The organism is Streptomyces sp. NPDC000594, assembly GCF_040299965.1.
Taxonomy (GTDB): domain Bacteria; phylum Actinomycetota; class Actinomycetes; order Streptomycetales; family Streptomycetaceae; genus Streptomyces.
Window position 1 is genome coordinate 54,349 of record NZ_JBEPCY010000011.1, and the last position, 18,664, is coordinate 73,012.

9 protein-coding genes are annotated in these 18,664 nt (G+C 75.1%); 4 read left to right on the forward strand and 5 right to left on the reverse strand.

Annotated elements, in window-relative coordinates; all coding sequences use genetic code 11:
• Nucleotides 1-112: 112 nt before the first annotated feature.
• Entirely contained in the window at nucleotides 113-1,051 is a 939-nt protein-coding gene (locus ABT354_RS17625) for a sterol desaturase family protein (protein WP_351494585.1), read from the reverse strand.
• Nucleotides 1,052-1,740: 689 nt separating this feature from the next.
• On the opposite strand from ABT354_RS17625, the gene ABT354_RS17630 reads away from it, so the two are divergent.
• Nucleotides 1,741-3,357: a phytoene desaturase family protein gene (locus tag ABT354_RS17630; RefSeq protein WP_351494587.1), complete on the forward strand. Its 1,617-nt coding sequence runs from the start codon at nucleotides 1,741-1,743 to the stop codon at nucleotides 3,355-3,357.
• 11 nt (nucleotides 3,358-3,368) lie between these two features.
• On the opposite strand, the gene ABT354_RS17635 is transcribed toward ABT354_RS17630, so the two are convergent.
• The 3 genes from ABT354_RS17635 to ABT354_RS17645 are packed head-to-tail and all read right to left on the reverse strand — an operon-like array spanning nucleotide 3,369 to nucleotide 9,753.
• A complete protein-coding gene (locus ABT354_RS17635; protein ID WP_351494589.1) occupies nucleotides 3,369-4,631 on the reverse strand; it encodes an extracellular solute-binding protein in 1,263 nt (420 codons plus the stop codon).
• On the reverse strand, nucleotides 4,628-6,067 hold the full coding sequence (locus ABT354_RS17640) for a hypothetical protein (RefSeq protein WP_351494591.1): 1,440 nt from the start codon (nucleotides 6,065-6,067) through the stop codon (nucleotides 4,628-4,630). Before ABT354_RS17640 ends, ABT354_RS17635 begins: the two co-directional genes overlap by 4 nt.
• On the reverse strand, nucleotides 6,064-9,753 hold the full coding sequence (locus ABT354_RS17645; protein WP_351494593.1) for a tetratricopeptide repeat protein: 3,690 nt from the start codon (nucleotides 9,751-9,753) through the stop codon (nucleotides 6,064-6,066). The genes ABT354_RS17640 and ABT354_RS17645 overlap by 4 nt, the downstream gene beginning before the upstream one ends.
• Before the next feature lie 436 nt (nucleotides 9,754-10,189).
• On the opposite strand from ABT354_RS17645, the gene ABT354_RS17650 reads away from it, so the two are divergent.
• Together ABT354_RS17650 and ABT354_RS17655 are read left to right on the forward strand one after the other, a co-directional pair.
• Nucleotides 10,190-12,955 carry a SpoIIE family protein phosphatase gene (locus ABT354_RS17650; protein WP_351494595.1) on the forward strand — a complete coding sequence of 922 codons (2,766 nt, stop codon included), beginning with the start codon at nucleotides 10,190-10,192 and terminating at the stop codon, nucleotides 12,953-12,955.
• A gap of 156 nt (nucleotides 12,956-13,111) precedes the next feature.
• Nucleotides 13,112-15,655, forward strand: a complete 2,544-nt coding sequence (locus ABT354_RS17655) for an ATP-dependent Clp protease ATP-binding subunit (protein ID WP_502983440.1) — start codon at nucleotides 13,112-13,114, stop codon at nucleotides 15,653-15,655.
• A 30-nt stretch (nucleotides 15,656-15,685) separates the two neighbouring features.
• On the opposite strand, the gene ABT354_RS17660 is transcribed toward ABT354_RS17655, so the two are convergent.
• Nucleotides 15,686-17,005 (reverse strand): phosphoribosyltransferase family protein, encoded by a 1,320-nt coding sequence (locus ABT354_RS17660; protein WP_351494597.1) that lies wholly within the window; start codon nucleotides 17,003-17,005, stop codon nucleotides 15,686-15,688.
• 335 nt (nucleotides 17,006-17,340) lie between these two features.
• Here ABT354_RS17660 and ABT354_RS17665 point away from each other — a divergent pair, with 335 nt between their 5' ends.
• Nucleotides 17,341-18,657, forward strand: coding sequence for an MFS transporter (locus tag ABT354_RS17665; protein WP_351494599.1), 1,317 nt, complete (start codon nucleotides 17,341-17,343; stop codon nucleotides 18,655-18,657).
• The last annotated feature ends 7 nt before the right edge of the window (nucleotides 18,658-18,664 follow it).

The following is an 18,664-nucleotide window of genomic DNA, read 5'->3' on the forward strand; positions in this document are numbered from 1 at the left end:
TGGGTTCCGGGGCACCGGAGGAGGGTGGGGTGGGTCCCTCCCCGGGGACGGTGCCCGGCGCCCGGTGTCAGCGGGCTGGGGAGGCCCGGTGATGCCCGTGGAGCCGGCCGGGTCAGCCGGGTCCGCTCTCCCCCCGCCGGGGGCGGAGGGGGTGGAGCAGGGTGGAGACGATCTCCCCGGTCCCGGGGAAGGTGGACGGGTCGCCGAGTCCGATGGCGGCGGGCCGGCGTCCGGGCCGCCAGGTGTAGCTGCGGAAGAGGTGGTCCCAGACGGCGAGGTCGGAGCCGTAGTGTCCGGCTTCGGCGAGGTCGGTGCTGTGGTGCAGACGGTGTTGTTCGGGGCTGGCGAGAAGGTGGTTGAGCGGGCCGATGCGGACATCGATATTGGCGTGGGCGAAGTAGCCCTGGGCGGCGACGAAGAGCCCGCTGGCGAGGACCGCCTCACGGGAGAACCCGGCGAGGGCCAGTCCGAGTTGGACGAGTCCCTGGGCGAGGACGATATCGAGGACATGGTTGACCCCGTTGTTGGCGACGTTCACCTTCCGGGGTACGTGGTGGACTCCGTGCAGCCGCCAGAGCAGCGGGTTGACATGGCTGAACCGGTGCATCGCATAGCTGATGAGGGAGCCGGTCAGCAGGGCGCCCGCGGTCTCGGCCCACAGCAGGGGCCGGGGTCCCGAGGGTGCCAGCCCGGATACGGCGAGACTCACCAGTGACTGGGCGACGGCGCTGCCCGCCATGGTGAGCAGGAAGTAGACCCCGTACCAGCGCCATTCGCTCCGGGTGGGGTGCCAGCTCCGGTCGTGCGGGATCAGCTGTTCCAGCACGGTGAGGTAGCTCAGGACACCCATCAGGAAGAGCGGGCTGACGAGGGCGGGTTCCCAGCCGAGGGTGACGGCGGCGGCCGCGGTCGCCAGGGTGGCGGTGAGCAGTACGGGGTAGGCGGTGCTCCGGAGCACGGACCGGGCCCGGATCCCGGTGGACGGGTGTCCCGGGGCGCCGGACGCGGGGTTCGCTCCGGCGCCTGATGACCGTCGGTACGCGTCGTCCATCCTCGGCTCCTCCGTGAGAGGCACGGGCACAATGAAGAGGAGGATCCCGGGCGGTGGCCGCACGGGCAGGAAAAGGCGACTTCCCCCGCCCGTATCGCTTGTCCGCGACCGCGCACGCCGAACCCGGTTCGGGCACTCGTGATGTCATCGCATGACGCGATGTCAGTGGTGCGCGGCCGGGATGCGGACCCCGGGGCCGTCGACGGGATGTTCTGTGATGTCGCCGCCCCTGTCCCATGGTCATTGAACCGGATTTTCGCCAGGCCGGGAACCTGTGGAGTCGGCGCTTAATCAATGTGAGTTACATAGTGGTACTAGTCCGCTGATGCGAGGATCCGCTTTACCGGAAGGTATGGTCCGGGCCCCGGTGGAATTCCCCCGTGCGATATATCCACGGCGCTCCGCATTGACGTACGGGTGATCGAAGTTGAATGGTGTTCGGGCGGTTGGCCGTCACCCTGAATCCTCTTCACCTTTTCTGTTTGTTTTCCCCTCCGATCATCGGCTTGGCCTGTCCGGCGGGACAAGAGGTTTTCCGGAAAGACCCCTGCCCCGGAAAAACCCTGCCCCCCTGGGAACCCGGCCGGGCCGTTCGGGCTCTTCCTCGGGAGGGCCGCGCCTCTGTGATAGACGGTGCTCACGGAAAAAACGGTGCTCATGGGGAAAACGGGGCAACTGGGGAGCGTGAGATGGAGGAGCATGAGATGAAGGACAGCGACCGCGGCGACGACACCGCCACCGACGCCGTCGTGGTGGGATCGGGCATCAACGGACTGGTGGCCGCGGCCGAGCTGGCCGACGCCGGCTGGTCCGTCACCCTCCTCGAACGCCACCGGGAACTCGGCGGGTTCATCGCCTCCGGCGAACGCACCCTCCCCGGCTACGTCCACGACACCTACTCCTCCTGGCACCCCCTCTTCGTCACCGGCGCCGCCCATGCCCGCCTCGGCGCACAGCTCCGCGCCCACGGGCTGGCCTACCGGAACACCGAGGAGTGGGTCACCGGCTCCGTCGCCGACGACGGCCGGGTCACCCTCGCCCACCGGGACCCGGGGACCACCGTCGCGGGCTTCGCCCAGCAGGCCGACCGCGACGCCTATCGCGCCGCACTGCGGCACCTCGGCGAGAACATGGGCCCCATCGGCGGACTCCTCGGCGGCGAACTTTACGCCCCCGCCGCCCTCCGCGACCTCGCCGCCCTCTACCGCGACGGCGGGCGGACCGGTGTGGAGGGATGGGCCCGCGCCCTCCTCACCAGCGGCCGGGGCCACACCCGGGCCGCGTACCGGGGCACCGAGGTCGACCACCTCTACGCCCCCTGGCTGCTGCACACCGGGCTCTCCCCGGACCAGGCGTCCGGCGGATTCATGATCCCCCTCCTGGCCGCCACCCTCCACGGCGCCGGACTGCCCGTCGTCGCCGGGGGCGCCGGACGGTTCGTGGACGCCTTCCGCTCGCTGCTCACCTCGCTCGGCGTCCGGATCCGCACCGGCACCGAGGCCGAACGGATCCTCGTCGACGAGGGCCGCGCCACCGGTGTCGTCGCCGGCGGCCGGGTGATCCGGGCCCGTCGCGCCGTGCTCGCCTCGGTCACCCCCACCGCGCTCTACGGCCCGCTGCTCCCCGCCGGCGCCGTGGACCGGGAGGTACGGGAGGAGGCGGCCCGGTACCGCTACGGCCGCGCCGCCCTCCAGATCCATGTGGCCCTCTCCGGGCCGGTGCCCTGGCGGGACGAGCGGCTGGCGACCGTGCCCCTGGTCCATCTCTCCGACGGCTCCGGCTCCACCGGGATCGCCTGCGCCGAGGCGGCGGCGGGTCTGCTGCCCCGGCGCCCCACGGTGGCCGTCGGACAGCAGCATGTCCTGGACCCCGGACGGGTCCCGGCGGGCACGGCCGCCCTCTGGCTCCAGATCCTGGAGCTGCCCCCGGTGCCGCTCGGGGACGCCGCCGACCGGCTCGACACCCGGGACGGCTGGACGGACGGGCTGGCCCGCGCCTACGCCGACCGGGTCCTGGACCGGGTCGCCCGGCACGCCCCCGGGCTGCGCGACCGGATCCTCGCCGTGGACTGCCTGGGCCCCGCCCACCTCGCCCGCCGCAATCCGAACGCGGTCGGCGGCGACCCGTACGGCGGCTGTCTGGAGCTGGACCAGAGCTACCTCTGGCGCCCGCTGCCCGGGGCCGGGAGCCATGCGACGCCGGTACCGGGGCTCTGGCACATCGGCGCCTCCACCCACCCCGGCCCGGGACTCGGCGGCGGCTCCGGCCATACCGTCGCCACCACGCTGATCGGTGTCGGCGGCTGACACCCGCCGCGTCAGGCCTGGGGCCGGCCGCAGAGGCGCTCCACCGCGAACGCCCGCGCCTCGGCCTGCAACTCCCGCTCCGCGTCCAGCTGCCGCAGCAGCAGATCGAGCAGCCGGTCGTCGCCGGGCGCCTGGAGGAACTCCAGGACCGCCCGCTGGAAGGCCCCGCGCAGGGTCGACGGCATCGCGTCCGACGCGTCGAAGCAGAGGGCCCCGGCCCCGTCGAACAGATCCATGATCTTCTCGGTGGCCGGGGTCGGCCGGCCGCCGGAGCGGCGGGCGCCGGGAAAGAGCGGACGCTCCGCCGGGCGCGCGGCCCGGGCCCAGTGCGCGCGGGTCCGCGCCGAGGTCAGCTCGTCCAGCAGCGTCCACGCCTGGGGGCTGGGCGCGAAGACGGCGGCCATGTCCCCCGAGACCTCGAACACCTCCCGCTCCGGCAGCCCCGGGACGAACGCGGCGGTGCGATAGGGCAGCACCTCCCGCCCGTAGTGCCGCTGGATGAAGGAGCCCTGGTGCTCCTGGGCGCAGCCGCCGCCGTTCAGCAGCCCGCGTCCCCCCTTGCCCTGGAAGTGGGTCGAGACCGCCGCCGGGCCGGTGTCCGGGCCCTGCCGCAGCAGCAGCTCCCGCCAGTCCCGCCACGCCCGCCGCACCCGGGGATCGGTCCAGGCCAGCGAGCCGCCCGCCCACTCCTCGTACACCCGGGGGCCCTGCCGCTGGAGCAGCAGATCCTCGATCCAGTCGGTCCCCGGCCAGCCGGAGGTGGGCCCGGAGGCCATGCCCAGGCACCAGCGCCGGGTGTTGGCGTCCGGCCTGCTCCACACCAGGGACTTGAGGTCCACCCGGACCGGCACCCAGTACGAGCGCTGCCGGGGCTCGCCGTCCACGCCCCGGAGGGCGAGCCGGGGCGCCCAGGGGTCGATGGCCTTGGACGCCAGCCGCTCCGGCAGGGGGTGCGCGGAGCCGTCGCGGGCGTACTCGGCCAGCTCGCCCATGCCGTTGAGGATCGCCACGTCCGGCGGCGAGTCGGTGCGCAACTGGGCCACCAGCGTCTCCCGGAGGGACCGGGTGCCCTCGTACACATACGGGACCCCGGTCCGCCGCTCGATCCGGGCGAGCGCCGCCAGGAACGGCTTCTCCTCACCACCGGTCCAGGGGCCCAGGACCACCAGGGCCCGTTCCCGGCCGCCGGGGGAACAGCCCGTCGGCAGCAGCGCGGCGCCGGCGAACAGGGCGCAGGCCAGCACGGTACGGAGGACAGCGCGCGCGTTTCTCACATGCTCCGCCAGAGGATCGTGAGGTGTCTGCGGTTGTAGAGGAAGAGGGTGATGCCACAGCCCAGGGCCCCCGCGGCGCCGGGCACCAGGGCCAGTGCGGTGGTACGGGACCAGGCCGGGGAGAGGGCGGCGTCCCGCCGGAGCGCCAGCCGGTGCCGCTCGCCCTCGATGGTGCGTTCGGCGCGGATCCCGAGGTCGATCTCGCTCCGGATGCCGCCCGTCGCCCGGCCGCCCGCCCCGTCGGCCCCCGGCGTCGAGGTGTTCCCCGGTGTCGAGGCGTCCCCGCCCTCCCGGTCGGCCGAGACCGCCGAGAGGACCGTCATCGCCTCGCCCGCGTACCGCTGGGCGCGCAGCTCCCCGGCCACGCCGTGGCCGAGCATCGCGGCCACGACCAGGACGGGCAGGCCGCACACCGCCAGCTGCACGCTGTGGAGCCGGAGCCGGCGGCGCAGAAAGTCCAGGGTGCCGGCGAGGACCAGGACGAAGGCCACGGTCAGGGCCAGTGCGGCGAGCCCGGCCGTCGCCGTCGTGGTGCTCCAGCCGGACAGCTCGGCGGCGTCCGCGCGCAGCTCCCGCTCCAGTTCCCTGATGCGGTTGAGGACGGCGGTGGGGTCGCCGTCCGCCCGGCCGTCGCCCAGCAGGCCCGAGGCGTACTCCAGACCGGCCCGGCGCAGCCCGTCCCGCTCCTGCTGCCCATTGGCCCAGTTGATCCACTCGTTGTACGAGACGACCAGGCCGGCGACCACCCGGATCTCCTGCTCCTGGGAGGTGCGCAGGGCGCCGGTCTGGGCTGCGTTGCTCAGGCTCTGGGAGGCCTCGGTGAGCAGGGAGGGGTAGCGCTCGCCCAGCCCGACGAGGGCGGTCTGGCGCAGCGGCCGTCCATCGCCCGCGCCGAGCCGCCGCTCGGCCTCGTACCGGGCCAGCGGCAGGGCGACCCGGGCATGGGTGAGTTCGGCCAGGGCGGGGGCGTAGCGCTCATGGAGCCGCTCGGTGCGCTGGTGGAGCGCGAAGTGGGCGAGGGAGCCGAGGGCCAGCAGGGCGAGGGCGAACAGGGGGAGCAGTACGGTACGGGCGAGCAGGAAGCGGCCGGTGGGGCGGCGGTGGCCGGGCGCGTGCCCGGCGGAGCGGTGCCATACGGCGCGTGCGGCGCGGGTCCAGGGCCGGGCGCGGCGCCCGGGCTCGGCGGACGGCGGGGGAGGAACACCGCCCACCGGTGCCGCCCGCTCCGGTGCCGCCTGCTCCGGTGAGGTCCGCTCCGGCGCCGGTCCGTTCGGCGGCTCCCCGTCCGGCGGTGACCCGGAGGCCGGTCCGGCGTCGGTCCCGCCGGAGCCGGAGCCGGAGCCGGAGCCGGAGCCGGAGCCGGAGCTGTTGCCGTTGGCGCTGGTGTTGGCGGGGCCGTCGGCCCGGCCGGCGGATGATTCCTGGGCCTCGCTCATGCCCGCTCCTCCCGCCGCGCCCCGCTCGCCCCGCCGAACGGCCGGCGTCGGCGGCGCTCGCCGCGCCGGTGGTGGCGGATACCGGCGGGCCGGGTCAGATACGCGTTGTCCACCAGGGCCTCGGCCAGCCGCCGCCGCTCCCCGCCCGAGGAGAGCGCCACCTGTTCGTACAGGCGGAGGTAGCAGACGGCGAGCTGCTCGCGCAGCTCACGCTCCGACCCCGGAGCGGTGGCCGGTTCGGGCGACTCGGCCAGCTCCCGCTGGAGCCGCTCCAGCGGTCCGGGCCCGGCGGGCGCCGCCGCCCGCTCCCCGGCCCCGTGCTTCCCGGCACCCCGTTCCCCGGCTCCGGACTCCCCGGCACCCGGTCTTCCGGCACCCGGCGCACCGGGGAGCGCGAACCGCCCGGTGAGCCGGCGCCGCCACGGCCGCCGCGGCGCCGGGGGCACCAGCCGCAGCAGCAGCTCCAGCAGATCGGCGCGGAGCCGGTCCTGGGCGAGACGGTCCGTCAGCCCCTCCCGCGCGCAGAGCCGGTGGAGCGCGCCCCAGGCCGCCGCGACCGCAGCCACCGCCGGCGGGGACCCGTCGGCAGGCGGGTCGGCGAGGATCCGCACCATGGCCGTCCGTGCCGCCGTACGGTGCCGTGAGTCCGGCGGCACCGCCCGCAGCCGCTCCAGCGCCTCCCCGGTCTCACCGGCGGCCAGATGGATCCGGGCCAGCCCGAACGCGGCGCCCCCGAGGGCGCGGTTGCGCTGCCACACCGCCTCGTACTGGAGCCGTGCCGCGTCCGCCCCGTCCAGCATCTCGTGGCAGTAGCCGAGGGCGAGTTTGGGCGCGTACTCACCCGGGAGCGCCCGGTCCACCCGGTCGAAGCGGGTCAGGGCGGCCGCCACATCGCCACGGACCAGCAGGAGCAGCCCATGGTGCCAGTCCAGCCGCCAGTCGTACGGGGCCAGCCGCCCCAGCGTCTCCTCGGCCCGGCCCAGCTCCCGCTCGGCCGCCGCGCACTCCTTCTCCGGTCCGGCGCCCCCGGGGTGTTCGCAGGCGAGCCCCAGATGGAGCCGGCAGCGCAGCAGCGACCGCTCGGGGGAGTCCCCCCAGTCGCCGCTGAGCTGGAGCAGCCCGGCCGGGTCGTCGTAGGAGGTGCGCTGGAGCTTGGTGCAGTTGGCGTCGTCGGGGTCGGGGTGGGGGACCGGCAGCCCCATCGCCACCTCCACCGGGCTCGGCGGCCGGGCCGTCAGCCGGCGTTTGGCGGTTCCCCCGGAGCGCCACTGCTCCAGCGGCGGGGCCTTGCCCAGGTCCCCGTCGAGGGCCGCGGGGGCGGTCGCGAAGAGCTGGGACGGTTCGAAGGTCTCCTCGCCGACGCGCCGTGAGCGCAGCTCCCGCAGCACACCCCAGAGCTGGAGCCGCATCTCCGCCGCGGTGGCGAAGCGCCGCTCCGCCGTGTCCGCCCCGGCCCGTTCGAGGACCCGGCGCAGCGCGGTCGGCTTGCCCTCCGCCGGGCCGGGCACCCGGGCGAAGAGGGCCCGCAGCACCTCCCCGACCGCGTAGAGATCGGCGGCCACCGTCACCCGGCCGAACTCCTCCTCGGGCGCCGGGTGGGTCACCGGCCCGTACTCCCCGATGGGGCGCACCCCGGCGACGTCGATCAGCTTGATGCCGTCGCCGCAGTGGACCACATTGGTGAGCGAGAGATCCCCGTAGACCAGCTCCCGTTCGACATGGAGATAGGTGAGGGCGTCGAGGATCCGCAGACCGTAGGCGGCGATGAACTCGTACACCCGTTCGTCGCCGAAGGGGGGTACCCGCCGTGCGATCTGCTCCGCGACCCAGGCGAGGGTCGCCCCGTCCGCGAACTCCATGACGATGAACATCGCCGTGTTCCGGGGGTGGTCGGGGTGACGGGCGTAGTTGAAGACCTTGATGATCGAGGGGTGGTTCAGTCCGACCAGCCGCAGCCGCTCCCGCAGCGCGGTCTCGGTGGCGTGCGGGTCCGCCGGGTGGCGCACCCCCTTGAGGGCGACCGCCCGGTCCTCCAGCATCTGGTCACGGGCGAGATACACCTGTCCGTAACTGCCCTGGGCCAGCCATCCGATCACCCGGTACTGCTGGTGGAGCTTGTCGCCGGGGCGCAGCGGGGACTCCGTGCCGTCGCCGGGCGGCGCCCCGGCCGGGACCAGGCCGTCGGGGTTGTCCGCGGTGACCTTGGGGAGGTCGGTGAGGCCGTCCCCCGGGTCCAGCACCACATACCGCCGGCCGCGCCGGGAGCCGCCCGCACCCGTGTGCCGGTACTCCGCCGTGGCGGGCGCCTCCTCGATCCCGGTGTGCAGCCGGCAGAGCGTGACCAGGGACGGCACATCGATCGGCCGCCCGTGCCGGCGGACCCCGGCCAGGAGCCGCCGCCGGTCCCGGGAGAGCCGAGGGTCGCGGGGGTCCAGGGCCCGCAGCCGCTCCTCCACGCTCCACAGCAGACGGTCCGGCCACTCGGGGTCGAGGAGTTCCGCGGTGACCCGGTCCAGGAGCGGGGAGTCCGGGTCGCGCAGGACGAGCAGCAGTCTGCCGCCCCGGCCGTGCAGCAGCGCCGTGAAGAGGGGCAGCAGTCCGGCCCCGGCCCCGGCGGCGCGGTCGGCCGAGAGGAAGACCGCGGTGAGCGGCGGGGCCTCGGCGCTGATCCGGGCCAGCAGCGCCCCGGTGTCCCCGTCCGGCCCACCGGTGTCCCCGCCCGGCGCGCCGGATCCCTTCGCCGCGGTACGGGTGTCCGGACCGCTGTCCAGACCGCACCGGGCGGCGGTGAGGACGGCCAGCTCCCCGAGGGTCCGGCCGGTGGCGTCGACCGCGAGATCGATCGAACCGACGCGTGGCCCCGGCCCGGTGGCCGGTACGGTCCGGTCCGGGGCGCGTTCCCGGTCGGCGAGGTTGACGGCGGCGTGGACGGCGGCCAGCGCGTCCCGGTCGTCGTCGGGGGCGAACAGCAGCTCCACATCCTCCGTGCCCCGGCCGGGAAGCCCCCCGGTGTCACCGCCGGACCAGTCGGCCAGCGCCCGCAGCAGCCCCAGGGCGCCCCGGGCCCCCGGGGCGGCGGTGAGCGGCGGGATGGTGTCCGAGACCGCCACCACCCCCGCCACCAGCGTCTCGCGTGCCCCGGCGGGCAGCCGGCGCACCAGGCTCTCGGCCGGGATCAGCCAGGAGTCCTCCCGGTCGGCGCGCGGCCCGCCGTCCCGGGGGTGGGCCAGGATGCCGATGACCCGGCCGGTCCGGCCGTGGACCACCCCGCCGCCGCCGAAGCCCCGCCGGAAGGGGCCGGCGCCGACCTCCGGGTCGATCCGCACCCAGCCGGGTGCCCCGCCGGTCCCGTCGGGGCCCCGGAGACGGCCCGGGATCTCCTCGCCCTCCGGCAGCTCCCGCGGATGGCCCACCACCCGGACCGGCTCCCCGGGGGCGGGTGCCTGACGGTGCAGCACCACGGGGGGTACGGGGGCGGGGGCGGCCAGCCGCAGCAGTACCGCGCCGTCGCCGTCCGGGCCGGGGACCACATCGGCGGCCAGCGGCTCCAGGGCGCCTGGCAGGGCCGGGAAGTCCGCGTACACCCGGGAGAGCCGGCGGCGCTCCGGGCCCCGCGCGGCGGGCGGCACCGGCTCCGGCGCCAGGACCCGGGCACAGGTGAGCACCAGGCCGCCGGGCAGCAGCACACCCGTCCCGATCGGCGCCCCCCGCTCGCTGCCGCGGAACAGCCGTACCCGCCAACTCCCGTACCCAGGCGATGAGTCAGCAGTTCCCCCGTGCTCCCTCATGGCCCAGAACCATAGCGCCGTCCGGGGGTGTTCCGTCCCCCTTCGGCCGGAATGGGGAGGGGCATCCCGGGGCCATTTCCCGGTGATGGGCGGAACCGGCCCCGACGGCGGTACCCCTGGGGCCGCCGAGGCTCCGGGGGTACCGGGATGCCGTCCGTCGGCGCCGGGGACGCCGTCCGGAGGTGGCGCCCGGACCGGCTGTACGGAGCGGGCTGTACGGAGCGGGCGTCCGAGGGCGCCGTCCGGGGGCGGACTGCGCCCGTACCGGTCCGTCCGGGAAGACATGAACGCCCGGCGAACCCGCTGAACAGCCTCGTACATGTAGAAATGACGCATGGCGGGAATCCAGGGTTCCTCTGCACGGCCGTCGGGCGATCCACGGCGGCCGTCCACCGACCGGCGCACGGGCGCACGCGCCCTGCTGGGGCTGCGCAGCGTGGTGGGGCAGCTGTTCGTCCTGCAACTCGCCGTGGTGCTGCTGCTCGCCGCGGGCGCCGTCGCGCTGCTGCTGGTCATGGCCCGGCAGGAGGCCGTCCAGGAGGCCGGGAGCCGCTCCCTCGCCCTCGCCCAGGGTCTGGCGGTCGCCCCCGGGAACGCGGCGGCCCTCCAGGTGCCCGACCCCACCGCCGTCCTGCAACCCATCGCCGAGGAGGCCCGCAAGGGCGCCCATGTCGACTTCGTCGTCTTCCTGAACCGCCGGGGCATCCGCCTCACCCATCCCCTGCCCGACCGGATCGGCAAGCACACCTCCACCCGGATGGCCCCCATCCTCGCCGGGCGGACCGTGGTGGAGGAGTGGCGCGGCAGCCTCGGCCCCCAGGTCCGCGCCTATGTCCCCATCGAGGACCGGAGCGGCCGGGTCGTCGGCGCGGTCGGCGCCGGGGTCACCATCGCCAGCGTCCACTCCGCCGCCGCCGAGAGCCTGCCCCTCGTCCTCGGGGTGACCGGCGGCGCGGTCCTCCTCACCACCGGCGGCGCGGCCCTGCTCAGCCGGCGGCTGCTGCGCCAGACCCATGGCCTCGGACCCACCGAGATCACCCGGTTGTACGAACACCATGACGCGGTCCTCCACTCGGTACGGGAGGGCGTCCTCATCGTCGACCCCGCCGGACGGCTGCTGCTCGCCAACGACGAGGCCCGGCGGCTGCTGGACCTCCCCCCGGACGCCGAGGGCCGCGAGGTGACCGCCCTCGGCCTGCCGCCCGGCATCACCGACCTGCTGGCCTCCGGCCGGGAGGCGACCGACGAACCCCACAGCGCCCGGGACCGCACCCTCGTCATGAGCCAGCGGCCCACCAAGGGCCCCGCCGGACCGGCCGGCCGGGTCGCCACCGTCCGCGACACCACCGAACTCCTCGCCGAGGCCGACCGCGCGGACGCCGCCCAGCGGCGCCTCGACGTCCTCTACGACGCGGGCGTCCGCATCGGGACCACCCTGGAAGTACCGCGCACCGCCCGCGAACTGGCCGAGACCACCGTCGGCCGGTTCGCCGACTTCGTCACCGTCGACCTGGTCGAGGCGGTCCTGCGCGGCGAGGAACTGCCCGGCACCGAACAGGAGGTCCGCCGGGTCTGTGTCGTCGGCATCCGCGAGGGCGCACCCCTCTACCCGGAGGGCGAACTGATCCGGCTGGTCCCCTCCACCCCCCAGGCCCGGGGCCTGGCCACCGGCGCGACCGTACTCGAACCCGATCTGCGGCACGCCCCCGGCTGGAGCGCCCAGGAACCCGACCGGGCCCGGCAGATCGTCGCGTACGGCATCCACTCCCTGATCACCGCCCCGCTCACGGCCCGCGGGGTCCTGCTCGGCGTCGCCAGCTTCTGGCGCTCCGACCGGCCCGAACCCTTCGACGCCGACGACATGGCCCTCGCCGACGAGGTGGTGGCGCGCGCCGCCGTCTGCCTTGACAACGCCCGCCGCTACACCCGCGAGCACACCATGGCCGTCACCCTCCAGCACAGCCTGATGCCGCGCTATCTGCCGGTGCAGGAGGCCGTGGAGGTCGCCTACCGCTATCTGCCCGCCCAGGCCGGTGTCAGCGGCGACTGGTTCGACGTCATCCCGCTGCCCGGGGCCCGGGTCGCCCTGGTCGTCGGCGATGTCGTCGGCCACGGACTGCACGCCGCCGCCACCATGGGACGGCTGCGCACGGCGGTCCACAACTTCTCCGCCCTCGATCTGCCGCCCGACGACATCCTCGGCCATCTCGACGAACTCGTGGGCCGGATGGACCAGGAGCACACCGCCGACGAGGACGGTCCCGATGTCACCGGAGCCACCTGTCTGTACGCCATCTACGACCCGGTCGCCGGGGAGTGCGCGCTGGCCCGCGCGGGCCACCCGCCGCCCGCCGTGGTCCACCCCGACGGCCGGGTGGAGATCCCCGACGTACCCGTCTCGCCACCGCTGGGCACCGGCAGCGGACTGCCCATCGAGACCGTGACCCTGCGGCTGCCCGAGGGCGCCCGGCTGGTCCTCTACACCGACGGCCTGGTCGAGAGCCGCGAGCGGGACATCGACACCGGGATCGCGCTGCTGCGCACCGCCCTCTCCGGAACGGCCGGCCAGGACCCCGAGGAGACCTGCCGTGCCGTGCTCGCCGCCCTCCCCGGCAGCCAGCCCCGCGACGACGTCGCCCTGCTGGTGGCCCGTACCCGCCGGCTCGACCCCTCCCGGATCGCCAGCTGGCGGGTCCCCTCCGACACCGCCGCCGTCGCGCCCGTACGCGCCGAGTGCGCCCGTACCCTCCAGCGCTGGGGTCTTGAGGAGATCTCCTTCACCAGCGAGCTGATCCTCAGCGAACTCATCACCAACGCCGTCCGGTACGCCACCCAGCCCATCACCGTACGGCTCATCCACAGCACCTCGCTGATCTGCGAGGTCTTCGACGGCAGCAGTACCTCGCCCCATCTGCGCCGGGCCGCCACCACCGACGAGGGCGGCCGTGGGCTCTTCCTCGTCGCCCAGCTCGCCGAACGGTGGGGCACCCGCTACACCTCACGGGGCAAGGTGATCTGGACCGAACAGACCCTGGACGGGGCGCCCGCGCCCGGCGGGCCCGACCTCACGGACGCGCTGCTCGACCAGTGGAACCTCTGACCCGGCCCGGACCGTTTCCGACCGTGCCCCGGGGCCGGGCCTCCGGTCGCGGGCCGGACGACCCCGGAGAAGAATGGTGCCGGTACGCACGGTAACGACAGCGGCGGGTGGCGGGCGGTGTACGGCCGTGCCGCGCACGCCGAAGGGATGATCGCGGTGACGACTTCGCCCTTCGGGTCCGGCGACCCGTTCTCTGATCTTTTCAACCGTTTCTTCGGCATGAGCCCGGCGGCATCGCCGCCCGCCGTCCAGCGGGTGCCCATCGGACGGCTGCTCAGCGACTCCGCCCAGGAACTCCTGGCGACCGCCGGGGCCCGCGCCGCCGAGGACGGTTCCGACCTCGACACCCCCCATCTGCTCTGGGCCGCCACCCGGGTCCCGGCCGGCCGGCAGGCGCTCCAGCGGGCCGGGGTCGACCCCGACCGGCTCGCCGAACAGGTCGGCCCCGGCCTGCCCGGCGGCACCGGCGACGGCGAGCCCGCGCTGACCCCCGCCGCCAAACGCGCCCTGCTCGCCGCTCATGCCCGCTCCCAGGCCGTCGGCGCCTCCTACATCGGGCCCGAACACATCCTCGCCGCCCTCGCCGACGACCCCGCCGCCGGACCCGCGGGCGGTCTGCGCCCCGCCGCCCCCGGCCCGGGAGCCCGGAGCCAGGGAGGCCGGGGCGCGGCGCCGGGCGCCCCCGACCGCACCGCCGGCGGCGAAACACCCACCCTGGACGAGTACGGCCGCGACCTCACCGACGAGGCCCGCGCCGGCCGGCTCGACCCCGTCGTCGGCCGCGCCCAGGAGATCGAACAGACCGTCGAGGTGCTCTCCCGGCGGACCAAGAACAACCCCGTCCTCATCGGCGACCCCGGCGTCGGCAAGACCGCCATCGTGGAGGGGCTCGCCCAGCGGATCGTCGCCGGAGAGGTCCCCCGGGCCCTGCGCGACCGGCGGGTGGTCTCCCTCGACCTCGCCGGGCTCGTCGCCGGCTCCAAGTACCGGGGGGAGTTCGAGGAACGGCTCAAGAAGGTCATCGACGAGGTCACCGCCGCCGAGAAGAGCGTCGTCCTCTTCATCGACGAACTCCACACCGTCGTCGGCGCGGGCGGCGGCGGGGAGGGCGCCATGGACGCCGGGAACATCCTCAAACCCGCGCTCGCCCGGGGCGACCTCAGCGTCGTCGGCGCCACCACCATCGACGAGTACCGCCGGTACATCGAGAAGGACGCCGCCCTCGAACGCCGCTTCCAGCCGGTCATGGTCCCCGAACCCACCGTGGCGGAGACCGTCGAGATCCTCAGCGGACTGCGCGACTCCTACGAGGCCCACCACCAGGTCCGCTTCACCGACGAGGCGCTCGACGCCGCCGCCGCCCTCTCCGACCGCTATGTCAGCGACCGCTTCCTCCCCGACAAGGCCATCGACCTCATGGACCAGGCCGGGGCCCGGGTGGGCCTGCGGAGCGTCGGCACCCCCGCCGGAACCGTCGACCTGGAGGACCGGCTCACCCGGCTGCGCCGGGAGAAGGACCAGGCGGTCGGCTCCGAGGAGTACGGGCGCGCCGCCGAACTCAAGGACCGGATCGCCGGCCTGGAGGAGGAGCTGGACCGCTCCGGCGGGGAACGGGAACAGAGCGCGAGCGTCACCGCCGAGGACATCGCCGAAGTGCTCTCCGCCCGTACCGGCATCCCCGTCTCCCAGCTCACCGAGACCGAGCGCCACCGGCTGATGAAACTGGAGGACGCCCTCCACGAGCGGGTGATCGGCCAGGACGAGGCCGTGGTCGCCGTCTCCCAGGCGGTCCGCCGGGGCCGGGCCGGGATGGGCGACCCCGACCGCCCCACCGGCAGCTTCCTCTTCCTCGGCCCCACCGGCGTGGGCAAGACCGAACTCGCCAAGGCCCTCGCCGAACTCCTCTTCGGCGACGCCGACCGCATGGTCCGCTTCGACATGAGCGAGTTCCAGGAGAAGCACACCGTCTCCCGGCTGGTCGGCTCGCCCCCCGGATACATCGGGTACGAGGAGGCCGGCCAGCTCACCGAGGCGGTGCGCCGCAAACCGTACAGCGTCGTCCTCTTCGACGAGGTCGAGAAGGCCCACCCCGATGTCTTCAACCTGCTGCTCCAGGTCCTCGACGACGGACGGCTCACCGACGCCCAGGGCCGGACGGTCGACTTCCGCCACACCGTCGTCATCATGACCAGCAATATCGGCTCCCAGCGCATCCTCGCCCACCACGGCGAGGTGGACGAGATCAGGGACGACCTGATGGGCGATCTGCGGGCGCACTTCCGGCCGGAGTTCCTCAACCGGGTGGACGAGGTCATCGTCTTCCACGCCCTCACCCGGGCCGACCTCATCCATATCGTGGACCTGCTGCTGGAGGGGACCCGGCGCCGGCTCCACGCCCAGCACGTCGGCTTCGAGATCACCGAGGAGGCCAAGGAACGGCTGGCCAACCTCGGCTACCAGCCGGAGTTCGGGGCCCGCCCGCTGCGCCGCACCATCCAGAGCGAGCTGGACAACCGGCTCTCCACCATGCTGCTCGACGGGACGCTGAGCCCCGGTGACACGGTGCTCGCCGAGGTACGGGACGGTGAGCTGGCGGTGTCGCTGAAACCCGGCACGGAGACCGCCACCTCCGGGACCTCCGGCACTGCCGATGGCTCCGACACCTCCGACGCGCCCGAGGGGGAGCCGCCGGGCACCTGACCGCCGGTCAGCGGGGCGCGGGACGGGCGGTCAGCGGGGCGCGAGACGGGCGGTGAACCACTCCTCGGCCGCGCGGGCCACCCGCTCCAGGGCGCCGGGCTCCGCGAAGAGATGACCGGCACCCTCGACCACCAGCAGCCGGCCCCCACCGCCCAGCCGGGCCAGCGCCCGGCGGTTGAGGTCCAGCACCTCGGGGTCGGCGCCCCCGACCACCAGCAGCGTGGGGGCCCGCACGGCGGCCAGCCGATCGGCGGCGAGATCGGGCCGCCCGCCCCGGGAGACCACGGCGGCACAGGGGGAGCCGGGCTCGGCCGCCGCCCGGAGCGCGGCGGCGGCCCCGGTACTGGCGCCGAAGTACCCGACCGCCAGGGAACCGAGGCCCGGCCGGGCGAGCAGCCACCGGGTGGCCTCCGTCAGCCGGTCGGCCAGCGTCGCCACGTCGAAGACCAGGGCCCGGTCGGCCGCCTCCGCCTCGGAGAGCAGATCGAACAGCAGGGTGCCGAGACCGGCCCGGTTGAGCCCGTCGGCCACCGCCCGGTTGCGCGGACTGAACCGGCCGCTGCCCGTGCCATGGGCGAAGAGCACCACCCCGGACGCGCCCGGAGGCAGCGCCAGGGTCCCGGCGAGGCGCGCCGCCCCGGCGGGGATCAGCACCTCCGTCCGCACCGCTCCGCCGCCCGGGTCCCGCTCCGGGCCGCCGGCCGCCGCCCTGCGCAGCGCGGCGACCACCTCGTCGTCCCCGGTCTGGGTGAAGTCCGTGTAGAACTGGCCCACCGCCGCGAACTCCGCCGGGGTCTCCAGCGCGATCAGCTCATCGGCCTCACCCGCGAGCCGGTCCGTCCACTCCGGCGGGGCGACCGGCACCGCGAGCACCACCCGCCCGGCGCCCCGGGCGCGGACGATCCGGCAGGCGGCCCGCGCGGTCGACCCCGTCGCCACCCCGTCGTCCACCACGATCACCGTCCGGCCCGCCAGCGGTTCGGGGGGCCGCTCGCCCCGGTAGCGGTCGGCGCGCCCGGCGAGGACCGCCCGCTCCCGCTCCTCCACCGCCGCCACCTCGGCCCGGGTGACCCCGGCCCGCCGGACCACCGGGTCGTTGATGACCCGTACCCCGTCCTCACCGATGGCGCCCATGCCCAGCTCGGGCCGGGAGGGCACCCCCAGCTTGCGCACCAGGCAGATGTCCAGCGGGGCGCCCAGCGCCTCGGCCACCCGGGCCGCGACCGGGACACCGCCCCGGGGCAGCCCCAGCACGACCGGGCGCAGCTCCCGCAGACCGGCGAGGCGCTCGGCCAGCCGCCGGCCGGCCTCGTCCCGGTCCGCGAAGAACGGAGGGTCGGTGTGATGCATGGGCCGCCTCCACGCGGGGGCGGCCCGCGGGATCCGCCGCCCGTGACGCCGTCCCCCGCGATCATTGTCCCCCAGCGGCCCCGGGCAGGCAGCCCGGAGCGGCCGGGCCGGACTGCCCGACCGGGGCCGGTGGGACGGCGGGGCGGGTCCGAGCCTGTGACCGCCGGTCACAGGATCAACGGATGACTGGTTCCCGGCCGGTGCCCCGCCCACGATGGACCCATCGCGCGGGATGGCGACCACCCAGCCCAGGAGCCGCCCCGGAGCCATCTCCCTCCCGCCCTCACCATCGGTCCGCGGCTCCTCACCCATGCCCGAAAGGCAGTGAAACCCCCGTGACCGCTCCACCGGAACCCGCCGCACCCGAGACCTTCGACCGTCTGCGGTACGCCGGGGTCTTCGCACTGCTCTTCCTCTTCGGCACCGAGACCTTCCTGGTCTCCCCGCTGCTGCCGTCCATCGCCGACGACATCGACGTCAGCGAGGCCGCCGCCGCCTCCAGCGTCACCGCGTACGTCCTGGTCTACGCCGTGTGCGCGCCCTTCCTCGGGCTGCTCAGCGACCGCTTCGGCCGCCGCCGCACGCTGATCGCCGGAGCCGTGCTCTTCCTGCTCTCCAACGCCATCGCCGCCGTCTCCACCGGGCTCACCCTGCTCGTGGTCTCCCGCGCCGTCGCCGGACTCGCCGCCGCGGCGGCCGGACCCGCGATCTGGGCCCATATCGCCGAGACCGCCCCCGACGCGGTCCGCGGCCGGGCCCTCGGCCTCGGCATGGCCCTTTTCTCCTGCGGCCAGGTCATCGGCGTCCCGCTGGGCGCGCTCCTCGCCGACGCGGCGGGCTGGCGCTCCGCCTTCCTCGCCATGGCCGTCGCCACCGGGGCCGCCCTGCCGCTGCTGCTCCGTCAGATCCCCGCGAGCCGCCCCTCGCCCGCCCGCGCCGGCGCCGCCCGGTCCGTGCTCGCCGCCTGGGGCGATCCGGCGCTGCGCCGCGCCCTGATCGTCAACACCGTCTTCCACACCGCCAACCTGGGTGCCTATACCTTCCTGGGCGCCCTGCTCGACGACCGCTTCGGGCTCTCGGTCACCGAACTCGGCCTGGTCGGTGTGCTGGTGGGAGTGGGCAGCGTGGCCGGCTCCCTGCTCGGCGGACGGCTCGGGGACCGTGCCCGGGCCCGGGGTGCCGGGGCGGGATCGGTCCCCCTGCTGCCGCTGTGGGCGGCGATCATGGCGGCGGGCATCGCCCTCACCGCGTACGGGCCCACCCTGGTGGTCGCGCTCGCCGGTGTGGTGCTCTGGTTCGTCGCGAGCGGTGGCTTCGTCACCGATCAGCAGACCCTCGCGGGCACGGTCGACCCCGAACTGCGTGCCACCTCCAGCGCCTGGCTGACCTCCACCATGTACGCGGGGACCGGCGTCGGCGCCTGGACGATCGGGCTCTTCGCGGATGTCGCCGCCGGCACCCTGGTCGTCGGTACCGGTTTCGCGCTGCTCGCGGCCGTGGGCGCGCTCGCCGTCACGGTGGGCGGCCGCCGGGCCGCTGCCGCCGCTCCGGTGACCGGCGGCCCGGCGGCCGATGAGCGTGCCGGTGAACCCGTCGGTGGGCGACAGGTGGCCGACGGACCGCAGGCGGACCGGCCCGTCGACCACGGCTGACACCACT